The sequence below is a fragment of the Pseudomonas koreensis genome, assembly GCF_025447595.1.
Taxonomy (GTDB): domain Bacteria; phylum Pseudomonadota; class Gammaproteobacteria; order Pseudomonadales; family Pseudomonadaceae; genus Aquipseudomonas; species Aquipseudomonas koreensis_H.
In genome coordinates, this window is the sequence record NZ_JAOEJU010000012.1 from 118777 (window position 1) to 131070 (window position 12294).

18 protein-coding genes are annotated in these 12294 nt (G+C 59.1%); 10 read left to right on the forward strand and 8 right to left on the reverse strand.

Annotation, left to right across the window (positions count from 1 at the left end; genetic code table 11):
* Positions 1-22: 22 nt before the first annotated feature.
* The 6 genes from N8H71_RS16210 to N8H71_RS16235 form a co-directional block, all read right to left on the reverse strand.
* On the reverse strand, positions 23-262 hold the full coding sequence (locus tag N8H71_RS16210; protein ID WP_039769303.1) for a BolA family protein: 240 nt from the start codon (positions 260-262) through the stop codon (positions 23-25).
* 115 nt (positions 263-377) lie between these two features.
* Positions 378-683 carry an STAS domain-containing protein gene (locus N8H71_RS16215; protein ID WP_007953557.1) on the reverse strand — a complete coding sequence of 102 codons (306 nt, stop codon included), beginning with the start codon at positions 681-683 and terminating at the stop codon, positions 378-380.
* Entirely contained in the window at positions 680-1330 is a 651-nt protein-coding gene (locus N8H71_RS16220; RefSeq protein WP_262194760.1) for an MlaC/ttg2D family ABC transporter substrate-binding protein, read from the reverse strand. Before N8H71_RS16220 ends, N8H71_RS16215 begins: the two co-directional genes overlap by 4 nt.
* Before the next feature lie 11 nt (positions 1331-1341).
* Entirely contained in the window at positions 1342-1809 is a 468-nt protein-coding gene (gene mlaD / locus N8H71_RS16225; protein ID WP_007953559.1) for an outer membrane lipid asymmetry maintenance protein MlaD, read from the reverse strand.
* Entirely contained in the window at positions 1809-2606 is a 798-nt protein-coding gene (gene mlaE, locus N8H71_RS16230; protein WP_007953561.1) for a lipid asymmetry maintenance ABC transporter permease subunit MlaE, read from the reverse strand. The genes mlaD and mlaE overlap by 1 nt, the downstream gene beginning before the upstream one ends.
* Positions 2606-3418 (reverse strand): ATP-binding cassette domain-containing protein, encoded by an 813-nt coding sequence (locus N8H71_RS16235; protein WP_007953564.1) that lies wholly within the window; start codon positions 3416-3418, stop codon positions 2606-2608. Before N8H71_RS16235 ends, mlaE begins: the two co-directional genes overlap by 1 nt.
* Positions 3419-3693: 275 nt before the next feature.
* On the opposite strand from N8H71_RS16235, the gene N8H71_RS16240 reads away from it, so the two are divergent.
* From N8H71_RS16240 to N8H71_RS16285, 10 genes are all read left to right on the forward strand, one after another.
* A complete protein-coding gene (locus N8H71_RS16240) occupies positions 3694-4668 on the forward strand; it encodes a KpsF/GutQ family sugar-phosphate isomerase (RefSeq protein ID WP_011332477.1) in 975 nt (324 codons plus the stop codon).
* Complete coding sequence (locus N8H71_RS16245; protein ID WP_074691813.1) at positions 4669-5193, forward strand: KdsC family phosphatase; 525 nt, start codon at positions 4669-4671, stop codon at positions 5191-5193. It begins immediately after the preceding gene.
* Positions 5194-5201: 8 nt separating this feature from the next.
* Positions 5202-5774 carry an LPS export ABC transporter periplasmic protein LptC gene (gene lptC / locus N8H71_RS16250; RefSeq protein ID WP_262194793.1) on the forward strand — a complete coding sequence of 191 codons (573 nt, stop codon included), beginning with the start codon at positions 5202-5204 and terminating at the stop codon, positions 5772-5774.
* Positions 5761-6306 (forward strand): lipopolysaccharide transport periplasmic protein LptA, encoded by a 546-nt coding sequence (gene lptA, locus N8H71_RS16255; protein WP_262194761.1) that lies wholly within the window; start codon positions 5761-5763, stop codon positions 6304-6306. Before lptC ends, lptA begins: the two co-directional genes overlap by 14 nt.
* Positions 6306-7031 (forward strand): LPS export ABC transporter ATP-binding protein, encoded by a 726-nt coding sequence (lptB, locus tag N8H71_RS16260; RefSeq protein WP_262194762.1) that lies wholly within the window; start codon positions 6306-6308, stop codon positions 7029-7031. The genes lptA and lptB overlap by 1 nt, the downstream gene beginning before the upstream one ends.
* 184 nt (positions 7032-7215) lie before the next feature.
* Complete coding sequence (locus N8H71_RS16265) at positions 7216-8709, forward strand: RNA polymerase factor sigma-54 (RefSeq protein WP_262194763.1); 1494 nt, start codon at positions 7216-7218, stop codon at positions 8707-8709.
* Between the two features lie 73 nt (positions 8710-8782).
* Positions 8783-9091, forward strand: a complete 309-nt coding sequence (gene hpf, locus N8H71_RS16270; protein ID WP_007953578.1) for a ribosome hibernation-promoting factor, HPF/YfiA family — start codon at positions 8783-8785, stop codon at positions 9089-9091.
* 11 nt (positions 9092-9102) lie between these two features.
* Complete coding sequence (ptsN, locus tag N8H71_RS16275; protein WP_007953580.1) at positions 9103-9567, forward strand: PTS IIA-like nitrogen regulatory protein PtsN; 465 nt, start codon at positions 9103-9105, stop codon at positions 9565-9567.
* Between the two features lie 2 nt (positions 9568-9569).
* A complete protein-coding gene (gene rapZ / locus N8H71_RS16280) occupies positions 9570-10427 on the forward strand; it encodes an RNase adapter RapZ (RefSeq protein ID WP_262194764.1) in 858 nt (285 codons plus the stop codon).
* A gap of 15 nt (positions 10428-10442) precedes the next feature.
* A complete protein-coding gene (locus N8H71_RS16285; RefSeq protein ID WP_007953585.1) occupies positions 10443-10718 on the forward strand; it encodes an HPr family phosphocarrier protein in 276 nt (91 codons plus the stop codon).
* A gap of 39 nt (positions 10719-10757) precedes the next feature.
* Here N8H71_RS16285 and N8H71_RS16290 read toward each other — a convergent pair whose 3' ends face one another.
* Both N8H71_RS16290 and N8H71_RS16295 read right to left on the reverse strand, forming a co-directional pair.
* Positions 10758-11651 carry a ZIP family metal transporter gene (locus tag N8H71_RS16290; RefSeq protein ID WP_262194765.1) on the reverse strand — a complete coding sequence of 298 codons (894 nt, stop codon included), beginning with the start codon at positions 11649-11651 and terminating at the stop codon, positions 10758-10760.
* A 30-nt stretch (positions 11652-11681) separates the two neighbouring features.
* Positions 11682-12293 carry a superoxide dismutase gene (locus tag N8H71_RS16295; protein WP_262194794.1) on the reverse strand — a complete coding sequence of 204 codons (612 nt, stop codon included), beginning with the start codon at positions 12291-12293 and terminating at the stop codon, positions 11682-11684.
* Position 12294: the final 1 nt, after the last annotated feature.

A 12294-nucleotide genomic window follows, 5' to 3' on the forward strand; every position in this document is an offset into this window, starting at 1 on the left:
AAGAATCTCGACGCCCTAGGGCTCAGGTGCGCTCGGCCCAGGCCGCGCTGCTGAAAAATTTCATAGTGACCGCGTGGATGCTGCCATCGGCGATCCAAGGGTTCAAATGGGCATAGATGCTTTGCTGACGCTTGACCGGGCTCAACGCCGCCAGTTCATCACTAATCACGTTCAGCTGAAAGTTGCAGCCTTCGCCTTCAACTTCCACCAGCGTTCCTGGCAGCTTTCCTTCAAGGAAGCTCTTCACTTCTACGGCCTGCATGCTCAACCTCAATCGGCGCCCTGTGCGCACGGGTCGGACATCATACAAAAAAGCCCCGCGCCTGCGAACCCCGCTGCGCAGGACTCTGACGGGGGGCTTCTCTATTGATGCGGGTTCAGGGTTGCGCCAACAGCTCGGTCAGTTCGCTGACCTGAGCAATTTCGCGCATGTCTTCGGGCATCCCGCGGATGCTGACCGCCTTGCCGGCGGCCTTTGCATCGCGAATGAAGCACAGCAGCAGCGACAGACCGACGCTGCTGGACTTCTCCACCGCCGAACAATCGATCACCAATGCCGGGGCATTGCACGACTTGATCAGCGCCCGGCCCTGCTCACGCAGATCAGGGCCGGTGCGGTAATCCAGCACGCCGCTGAGCTGCAGCTCACTGGCTTCGTCCAGACGAATGGCCGACTCGGTCATTGGGCAGGTTTCTCGTTCTGCTCGGCCGACTGCTTGGCCTTGGCGACTTCCCCGGCCCAGCCGTTGATGGTCTTGTCCAGGTCGTTGCCATTGCGCTGCATGGCGTCGGCGAACTGATCGCGGAACAGCTTGCCGATGTTGATGCCGTTGATGATCACGTTACGCAGTTTCCACTCGCCGTTGACCTTCTCCAGGGTGTACGACACCGGGTAGATCGCGCCGTTGTTGCCCTTGACGGTCATGCCGACGCTGGTGCGGTCGCCCGACTCATCCTTGGCCGGATCAACGGTGATGCCCTGGTTGTTGTACTCGAGCAGCGCGTTGCCATAGAACTGGAACAGGCCGCGCTTGAAGTTTTCCTCGAAGGTCTTCATCTGCGCCGGGGTTGCCTTGCGCGAATACTTGACCGTCATGATGCTCTTGGAAATGCCCTCGGCATCCACGACCGGCCCGACGATGGTGTTCAACGCGGTGTAGAAGTCAGCCGGATCCTGCTTGTACTTCTCTTTGTTGGCGGCCAGATCAGCCAGCATCCGGTTGGTGGTGTCCTGAACCAGGTCATGCGCCGAAGGCGCTGCCACGGCATTGGCCACCAGCGGCAGTGCCGCAAGCAACACCAACAGGCCACGTCGCAAGGTAGAGATCATTCAAAAGCTCCTCATTTGGCGTCTTTGCTAACGGTATTGAGCAGGAATTTACCGATCAGGTCTTCCAGTACCAGAGACGACTGCGTGTCGTGGATGGTTCCACCATCCTTCAGGCGGGTGTCTTCGCCGCCTACGCTGATACCGATGTATTTCTCGCCCAGCAGACCCGCTGTCAGGATAGATGCTGTGGAGTCGGTCGGCAGGTTGTCGACGCTTTTATCCACTTGCAGGGTCACCCGACCGGTGAAGCTGTCACGGTCCAGATCGATCGCGGTGACCTTGCCGATGGTCACACCCGCCATGGTCACTTTGGCTCTGACCGTCAAACCGGCGATATTGTCGAAATACGCGTAAAGCTTGTAGGTATCGGTGGTCGAAGTCGGAGACAGGCCACTGACCCGCAGGGCCAGCAGCAACAAGGCCAGGATCCCTGCCAGCAGGAACAGGCCGACACCGATTTCCAGGGTGCGGTTTTGCATCAGAAATCTCCAAACATCAAAGCGGTCAGAATAAAGTCCAGGCCGAGTACTGCCAGCGAGGCGTAAACCACGGTCTTGGTGGTGGCACGGCTGATCCCCTCGGAAGTGGGTTCGCAGTCATAGCCTTGAAATACGGCGATCCAGGTGACGACAAAAGCGAATACTGCACTTTTGATGATGCCGTTGAGCACATCGTCACCGAAGCTCACGCTGTTCTGCATGTTCGACCAGTAGGAGCCTTCGTAGACGCCCAGCCAGTCGACGGCCACCCACGAGCCGCCCCAGATGCCGACCACGCTGAAGATCATCGCCAGCACTGGCAGGGAAATGAAACCGGCCCACAGACGCGGGGCGATGATGTACTTGAGTGGGTCGACCCCGATCATTTCCAGGCTGGACAGCTGTTCGGTGGATTTCATGTTGCCGATTTCCGCCGTCAGCGCCGAACCGGCACGACCGGCAAACAACAGTGCGGTCACCACCGGTCCCAGCTCACGCAACAGGGTCAGTGCGACCATTTGGCCGACAGCCTGTTCCGAGCCGTAACTCGACAGGATGTTGAAGCCCTGCAGCGCCAGCACCATGCCGATGAAGATCCCCGACACCACGATGATCACCAGCGACATCACGCCGACGGAATGCAACTGCTTGACCAGCAGGCCAAAACCGCCGCCGATGCCGCCACGCCCGAGCAAGGCATGAAACAGGAACAGGGTCGAACGTCCGAACACTGCGACACTGTCGATTCCGGCGAGGCCGAATCGACGCACACGCTCCATTAATGTAATTCTGCGCATCAGCGGCGCTTCCCCAGAAGATCTGCGCGGTAATCCGGCGCTGGAAAGTGATACGGCACCGGGCCGTCAGGTTCACCGGTCATGAACTGGCGGATACGCGGATCATCCGAGCTCATCAGTTCGTCCGGCGTGCCCTGCCCCAATACCTGGCCATCGCCGACCACATAGATGTAGTCGGCAATGCTTGCCGTTTCAGCGAGGTCGTGGGACACCACGATACTGGTGATCCCCAAGGCATCATTGAGCAGACGGATCAGGCGCACCAGCACCCCCATGGCGATCGGATCCTGGCCGACGAACGGTTCGTCGTACATAAGGATCTGCGGATCGAGGGCAATGGCCCGCGCCAGGGCGACACGACGCTTCATGCCGCCGGACAGCTCGTCGGGCATCAGTTCGATGGCACCGCGCAGCCCCACGGCCTGCAACTTGAGCAGAACGATGTCGCGGATCATCTCGTCCGGCAGATCGGTATGAACACGCAGCGGGAAGGCGACGTTCTCGAACACATCGAGATCGGTGAACAGAGCACCGCTCTGAAACAACACGCCCATGTGCTTGCGCGCATCGAACAGATCGCTGCGCGACAGCTTCGGCAGGTTCTGGCCGTTGACCCAGACCTCGCCTTTGGATGGCCGCAGCTGGGCGCCCATCAGACGCAACAGCGTGGTCTTGCCACACCCGGAAGGCCCCATGATGCCGGTGACCTTGCCGCGCGGGATGCGGATATCGACGTTATTGAAAATGCTCCGCGCACCGCGCTTGAAGGAGACTCCCTTCAGCTCGACCGCGTAGGCGTTATCGGCACTCATCTAAACTCCTTGCGATGCAGCCTCTCACTCGGACGCCTGGCTTTCTGAGGAAAGCCCCTACATCCCGGGCAGGCCGAACTGGCGGCGAACTATATCACTGCAAAGGGCAACCGCCCAAGGCCTGCACCGGTTCGCATTCGGCGAGCTGAAGGGCTTTAAGCCTTATTTGCAGAGTTTTGGTAACGAGGAATGACAAAGCACGACGAACTTGCGTGAGGCTTTTCAACATAACCGCTATAATCGCCGCCTTTTCATCGGGCTATACGATTTCTGACATGAGCCAAACCAGCGACCTGATTCAATCGGCACAACGCACCATCCGCCTCGAAGTGGAAGCCGTACAAGGCTTGTTGCCCCATATCGACGCCGATTTCGTACGCGCTTGCGAGATGATTCTGGCCAGCAAGGGCCGTGTTGTCGTGGTCGGCATGGGCAAGTCCGGGCACATCGGCAACAAGATTGCCGCAACCCTGGCCAGCACCGGCACACCGGCGTTTTTCGTGCATCCGGCCGAGGCGAGCCACGGCGACATGGGCATGATTACCCGCGACGACGTAATCCTGGCCCTGTCGAACTCCGGCTCCACCAACGAAATCGTCACCCTTCTGCCGTTGATCAAGCGTCTGGGCATCCAGCTGATCAGCGTGACCGGCAATCCGCAATCGCCGCTGGCCAAGGCCGCCGAGGTCAACCTCAACGTTCACGTCGAACACGAAGCTTGCCCGCTGAACCTGGCGCCGACCTCCTCGACCACCGCCGCACTGGTCATGGGCGACGCCCTGGCCGTGGCGCTGCTGGAAGCGCGCGGTTTCACTGCCGAAGACTTCGCCTTTTCCCACCCGGGTGGCGCACTGGGCCGACGCCTGTTGCTGAAAGTGGAAAATGTCATGCACGCCGGCCAGGAACTGCCGCAGGTACAGCGCGGCACCCTGCTCAAGGATGCACTGATGGAAATGACCCGCAAGGGCCTGGGCATGACCGTCATTCTTGAAGCCGATGGCAAACTGGCCGGGATCTTCACTGACGGCGACCTGCGTCGCACCCTGGATCGCAGCATCGATATCCACAGCGCCACCATCGACCAGGTGATGACTGTGCACGGCAAGACCGCCCGCGCCGAGATGCTCGCCGCCGAAGCCCTGAAAATCATGGAAGACCACCGAATCAACGCGCTTGTCGTCGTGGACGAGGAGGATCGTCCGATCGGCGCCTTCAACCTCTCCGATCTGCTGCGCGCAGGAGTGATGTAAATGAGCACCGATCTGCTGCAACGCGGCAAAGCCATCAAACTGGCAGTTTTCGACGTCGACGGTGTTCTCACCGATGGGCGCTTGTACTTCCTTGAAGACGGCAGCGAGTTCAAGACTTTCAATACGCTCGATGGCCAAGGCATCAAAATGCTGATGAACGCCGGCGTACAGACCGCCATCATCAGCGGTCGCAAGACCCCGGTGGTCGAGCGCCGGGCAAAAAATCTCGGCATCCCGCACCTGTTTCAGGGTCGCGAAGACAAACTGGTGGTACTTGACGGCCTTTTGGAGCAACTGGGCCTAAGCTATGAACAAGTGGCCTATCTCGGCGACGACCTGCCAGACCTGCCGGTGATCCGCCGTGTCGGACTGGGCATGGCAGTAGCCAACGCCGCCGCCTTCGTGCGCGAACACGCCCACGGCGTCACCCACGCCCGTGGCGGCGAAGGTGCCGCCCGCGAATTCTGCGAACTGATCCTGCGCGCCCAAGGCAGCCTCGACGCCGCCAACAACGCGTACCTGTGAGTCAAACCATGTTTAGCAAAAAGTTTCGCAACATCCTGCTGTTCGGTTGCATCGCAGCGATTTTCGGTGCAGTCGGCTATTGGAACATCAGCCCGGAACGCTTCCTCGACAAACCGCCGGTTTCGGCAGAGGAAAGCCCGATCGACTGGTACGCGATCAACACCCACACGATCCAGTACCTCGAAGACGGCAAAGTGCAGTACGAAATGACGTCGGACAAGGCGGAGCACGTCAAGGCGACCGACATCACATTGGTCACCAAGCCTGACCTGAACATGTTTCGCGGCACCGAGTTTCCGTGGCACGTGACCAGTGAACGCGGCGAAGTGAACTCAGGCGGCACCGAAGTCGAGCTGATCGACTCGGTTCGGGTCAAGCGCACCGATGAAAAGAACCGCGATACGCTGATCACCTCCACGCGCATGACAGTATTCCCGCAGCAACAATATGCGCAGACCCAGCAACCCGTTAGAATTGACGGCGCTGGCGGTGTATCGACTGGCGTAGGAATGAAAGCGTATTTGAAGGAAAGCAGGATACACCTGCTATCGAACGTAAGAGGACAGTATGAGGCTCGTTAAAACCCTCCCTATTTTGCTCGGTCTGGGCGCAGCACTGGGAAGCGTGAGCGCCTGGGCTCTGCCGAACGATAGCCAGCAACCGATCCGCATCCAGGCCGACGATGCCCAGCTCGACGACAAGAACGGCGTGGCGACCTACAAGGGCGATGTAATCATCACCCAAGGCTCCATGATTGTTAAAGGCAACACCGTGACCATGACCCGGGCGCCGAACGGCGACATCGACGTTGTGACTTCGGTGGGCAATCTCGCCTATTTCGAACAGCTGCAGACTGCCGGCGACGCCAAACCCGTGCAAGGCTGGGGCGTGACCATTCAGTACCACGCGCAGCAAAACCGCGTCGTGCTGATCGACAAGGCCAAAGTGGTCGACAAGGACAACAACACCACTCAAGGCGAAAAAATCGTCTATGACACGGTGAAAAAACTGGCCAGCGCTGGTCGCGCTACCGGCAACAAGGTCACCGAGTCGCGTCCGCGCATCGACATGGTGATCCAGCCGAAGAAGAAAACCGACGAGAAAACCCAGTAATGGCAACTCTGAAAGCTCAGCACCTGGCCAAGGCCTATAAAAGCCGCCAGGTCGTGCGCGACGTCAGCCTGTCGATCGACAGTGGCCAGATCGTCGGCCTGCTCGGCCCGAACGGCGCCGGCAAGACCACCTGCTTCTACATGATTGTCGGCCTGGTCCAGGCCGATCAGGGGCGCGTCCTGATCGACGATCTCGACGTCAGCCACCAGCCAATGCACGGTCGAGCCAAGGCCGGTATCGGCTATCTGCCGCAAGAAGCGTCGATCTTCCGCAAACTGTCGGTGGCCGACAACATCATGGCCATCCTCGAAACGCGCCAGGAACTCGACAAGGCCGGCCGCAAAAAGGAACTGGAAAGCCTGCTGCAGGAATTCCATATCAGCCACATCCGCGACAACCTCGGCATGAGCCTGTCCGGTGGTGAGCGCCGCCGGGTGGAAATCGCCCGAGCGCTGGCTACCGCACCGAAGTTCATCCTGCTCGACGAACCGTTTGCCGGCGTCGACCCGATCTCGGTTGGCGACATCAAGCAGATCATTCACCATCTCAAGGCCAAGGGCATCGGTGTACTGATCACCGACCACAACGTCCGTGAGACACTGGATATCTGCGAAACCGCTTACATCGTCAACGACGGCCAACTGATCGCTGAAGGCGACTCGGAAACCATCCTCGCCAACGATCTGGTGAAGGAAGTCTATCTGGGTCACGAGTTCCGCCTGTAAGCATTGAGCTGCATGGCCGGGCGCCAGGCGCTGTGTAGATGAAACTGTTTTTATAGGGTTTTATTGTTACAGCGCTCTAGGCAAACACTTCAGTTTCGGGCATATAATTTGCTTAAGTTTGGCGTTTCGGCGCCCTGTAGTGGATGGCGCATAGCGCCGGCGAATAAGGTGTTAAGCCCCTGCCATGAAACCATCGCTAGTCTTGAGAATGGGCCAGCAGCTGACGATGACACCGCAGCTGCAACAGGCCATCCGCCTGCTCCAATTGTCGACCCTGGATCTGCAACAGGAAATCCAGGAGGCTCTGGAATCCAATCCGATGCTCGAACGCCAGGAAGACGGCGACGACTTCGACAATTCCGATCCCATGGCCGACAACGCCGAACAGAAGCCCAACACCGAAATCCAGGAACCGTCCTATCAGGAAACCGCCCCGACGGTCGACAACCTCGAAGAAGGCGACTGGAACGAGCGCATCCCCAACGAACTCCCGGTCGATACCGCCTGGGAAGACGTCTACCAGACCAGCGCCAGCAGCCTGCCGAGTAGCGATGACGACGAGTGGGACTTCACCACGCGCACATCCGCCGGCGAGAGCCTGCAAAGCCATTTGCTTTGGCAGTTGAACCTGGCACCCATGTCCGACACCGATCGCTTGATCGCGGTGACTCTGATCGACTGCATCAACAATCAGGGCTACCTCGATGAAACCCTGGAAGAGATTCTCGACGCATTCGATCCGGAGCTCGACATCGAGCTGGACGAGATCGAAGCCGTCCTGCATCGCATCCAGCAATTCGAACCGGCTGGCATCGGCGCACGCAACCTGGGTGAATGCCTGTTGCTGCAACTGCGTCAGCTATCGGCCAAGACCCCCTGGCTGGCCGAGGCCAAGCGCCTGGTCACCGATTACATCGACTTGCTCGGCAGCCGCGATTACAGTCAGTTGATGCGGCGCATGAAGCTCAAGGAAGACGAACTGCGTCAGGTCATCGAACTGGTGCAGAGTCTGAATCCGCGCCCCGGCTCGCAGATCGAGTCGACCGAAGCCGAATACGTGGTGCCTGACGTCATAGTGCGCAAGGACAACGAACGCTGGCTGGTCGAGCTGAACCAGGAGTCGGTGCCACGCCTGCGGGTCAATGCCCAATACGCAGGGTTCGTGCGACGCGCCGACACCAGCGCCGACAATACCTTCATGCGTAACCAGTTGCAGGAAGCCCGCTGGTTCATCAAGAGCCTGCAGAGCCGCAACGAAACCCTGATGAAAGTGGCCACGCAGATCGTCGAGCATCAGCGCGGCTTCCTGGAGTACGGCGACGAAGCAATGAAACCGCTGGTCCTGCATGACATTGCCGAAGCGGTGGGCATGCACGAGTCGACGATTTCCCGAGTAACCACACAAAAATTCATGCATACCCCTCGGGGCATTTATGAACTGAAATACTTTTTCTCCAGCCATGTAAGCACCTCCGAAGGCGGTGAATGCTCGTCCACGGCGATCCGCGCGATCATCAAGAAACTGGTTGCCGCGGAAAATCAGAAAAAGCCGTTGAGTGACAGCAAGATCGCTGGTTTACTGGAGGCACAAGGCATTCAGGTGGCTCGCCGCACCGTCGCCAAGTACCGCGAATCCCTAGGGATCGCGCCTTCGAGCGAACGCAAGCGGTTGATGTAAGCCACGTTACAGCGTTCCAGTGGCAGGCTCTTCGGCCTGCCGCTTTATGCACTGGCAACGAAGGAGAAGCTGTATGCAAGTCAACATCAGTGGACACCAACTGGAAGTTACCCAACCTCTCCGTGAATACGTTGAGCAAAAGCTCAAGAGGCTTGAGGGGCATTTCGACAAGATCACCAACGTACAAGTCACCATGTGCGTCGAAAAGCTGAAGCAGAAAATCGAAGCCACGCTGCATATTCCCGGCAATGAGGTCGTCGCAAACGCGGAACATACCGATATGTACGCTGCGATCGACGCGCTGACCGACAAGCTTGATAAACAACTCAAAAAGCATAAGGAAAAGACCCAGAGCCTGCTCCAGGGCGCTACCGGTCGATAACCCCCACCCCCATGATCCGACTTGAAAGTATCCTGACCCCCGGCCGTTCCCTGGTGAACGTGCCGGGCGGCAGTAAAAAGAAAGCCCTCGAACAAATTGCCAACCTGATCGCCCGGGAAGTTCCGGATCTGGAGATGCAAGATGTCTTCGAGGCATTGATTGCCCGTGAAAAACTGGGTTCCACCGGTTTTGGCAACGGCATCGCCATCCCTCACTGCCGCCTCAAGGGCTGCGAAGCGCCGATCAGTGCGCTGATGCACCTTGATGCCCCCATCGATTTCGACGCCATCGACGGCGCGCCGGTCGATTTGCTGTTCGTCTTGCTCGTGCCGGAAGCTGCCACCGATGCGCATCTGGAGCTGCTGCGCCAGATCGCCAGCATGCTCGACCGCAAGGACGTGCGCGACAGGTTGCGCAGCGCACCGAGTAATGAAGCGCTGTACCAGGTCGTCCTGGAAGAACAGAACAGGCCGTAATCATGCGCTTGATCATCGTCAGTGGCCGCTCCGGCTCGGGTAAAAGCACTGCCCTGGATGTCCTTGAAGACAACGGCTACTACTGCATCGATAACCTGCCGGCCGGCCTTCTGCCAGAACTGGCCGAGCGCGCACTGATCCACACCGAACTGGCGCAACCATTGGTAGCGGTATCAATCGATGCACGCAACCTGCCAAGCCATCTGTCACGGTTTCCGGAACTGCTTGAGGACGCCAGAAACAAGCACATCCAATGCGACGTCCTGTACCTGGATGCCGATGAGGAAACCCTGCTCAAACGATTCTCCGAGACCCGCCGCCGCCACCCGCTGAGCAATGCCAACCGCTCGCTGGCCGAGGCCATTCACGACGAAACGGCCTTGCTCGGCCCTATCGCCGACCTGGCTGACCTGAAGATCAACACAACCAGTCTCAATCTCTACCAGTTGCGCGACACCATCAAGCTGCGTCTGCTGAACCAGCCGGAGCCGGGCACGGCGTTTCTGGTGGAGTCGTTCGGTTTCAAACGCGGCATGCCGGTGGATGCGGATCTGGTGTTCGATGTACGCTGCCTGCCAAACCCGTACTGGAAACCGGAGCTGCGCGCGCAATCCGGTCTCGATCAGCCGGTCGCCGAGTATCTGGCGGCGCAGCCTGAGGTCGAGGAGATGTACCAGGACATTTACACGTATCTGTACAAATGGTTGCCGCGCTTCGCGGCGAGCAACCGTGCTTATGTCACCATTGCCATCGGCTGCACCGGCGGGCATCACCGTTCCGTCTACCTGACCGAACGTATTGGCCAGGCGCTGCAGAAGACCCTGAAGAACGTCCAGGTTCGCCACCGCGACCTCAGCTAAAGGATTCACACCGCGATGCCTGCTCGTGAAATCGAAATCATCAACAAGCTGGGCCTGCACGCCCGCGCATCGGCAAAATTCGTCGGAGTGGCGGGTCAGTTTCCCGATTGCACGATCAGAGTGGGCCGCACCCCGGAAACCACGGTTGACGGTAAAAGCATCATGGCAATGATGATGCTCGCTGCGGGCAAGGGCACCAAGATCCACCTGAGCACCGATGGCCACCAGGAACAGGAAGCCATGGACGCGCTGGTGACACTGATCAACAACTACTTCGACGAAGGTGGTTGAAAACGCTTGAATCGAGGGAGCCAGCTCCCTCCTCCTGCTTCAGCCCAGCGCAGTATCCATCACCATCATCAGACAGAAACCGATCAACAATCCCAGACTTGCCAGCTTCTCGTGACCATTGCGGCGCGACTCTGGGATGACCTCGTGAGTCACCACCAGCAGCATCGCACCTGCCGCCAACGCCAGGCCCAAGGGCAGCAAGAGCTCGGCAAGACTGACCAGCCACGCACACAGCAGCGCGAACACCGGCTCGACCAGACCTGATGCAGCGCCAATCAAAAACGCCTTGAACCGCGACATCCCGGCACCCGCCAACACAAGTGCAATCACCAGCCCTTCCGGCACATCCTGCAAGGCAATGCCCATCGCCAGACTGTCTGCGTCCGGCATACCACCGCCGGCCGAGACACCGACCGCCATGCCTTCCGGAATGTTATGAGCAATGATGGCGAACACGAACAGCCAGATCCGCGGCGGAATCACCGGATGCTCGAAAGTGCCGATGAGCATTTCCGGCGAGGCGCCCGACACCCGACGATCAACCAGATACAGGCCGAACGCCCCGAGCATGATGCCGAAGCAGATCAGGCCGCTGGCACCCCACGGGCTCATCCCCAGACTTTCAGCGGCGGCGATTCCCGGAACGATCAGCGAAAACGCGGTGGCTGCCAGCATCACACCGGCGCCAAAACCCAGCAACGTATCGCCCAGTGCCTGGGGCATGTTGCGGATCACCAGCACCGGAACGGCTCCAAGTGCAGTGCCGAGGGCGCAAATTGCGCCGCCCTGCAACGCCCGCGACAGCCTCGGCTCCAGATTCAGCCATTCCAGTCCGTGAGCGACCAGCAAGGTCATGCCCGCCAACAGCAACAGCGAACCGATTGCGTAACGAAACATACGCCCACTTCCGATCGCCAGTGTTTCAGTGCCCATAGTCAGCCTTGGATTGTTTTTATAGGAGACTTAAACCAGCGCGGCCTGATAGCGCGCAGCGACTTGCGGCCAGTTGATCACGTTGTAGAACGCGCTGATGTATTCCGGCCGACGGTTCTGATACCGCAGGTAGTACGCGTGCTCCCACACGTCGAGACCGAGAATCGGCGTGTTGCCGTTCATCAGCGGGCTGTCCTGGTTACCGCTGCTTTCCACAACCAGTTTTTTGTCCGGGGTGACACTGAGCCACGCCCAGCCACTGCCAAAACGGGTCAGCGCAGCCTTGGTAAAGGCCTCCTTGAAACTGTCGAGGCCACCCAGTTGCTCATCGATTGCCTTGGCCAGAACGCCATCGGGCTTGCCGCCACCGTTGGGCACCATCACTTCCCAGAACAGCGAATGATTGGCGTGACCGCCGCCCTGGTTGATCACCGCCGCGCGGAGTGTTTCCGGCAGTTGCTGGACGCTGGCGACCAGTTTTTCCACCGGCCATTCCGCGAATTCGGTGCCCTCGACCGCGGCGTTCAGGTTATTGATGTAGGTCTGGTGATGCTTGGTGTAGTGGATCTCCATGGTTTGCGCATCGATGTGCGGCTCCAGTGCGTCGTAGGCGTAAGGCAAGGCTGGCAGGGTAAAAGCCATT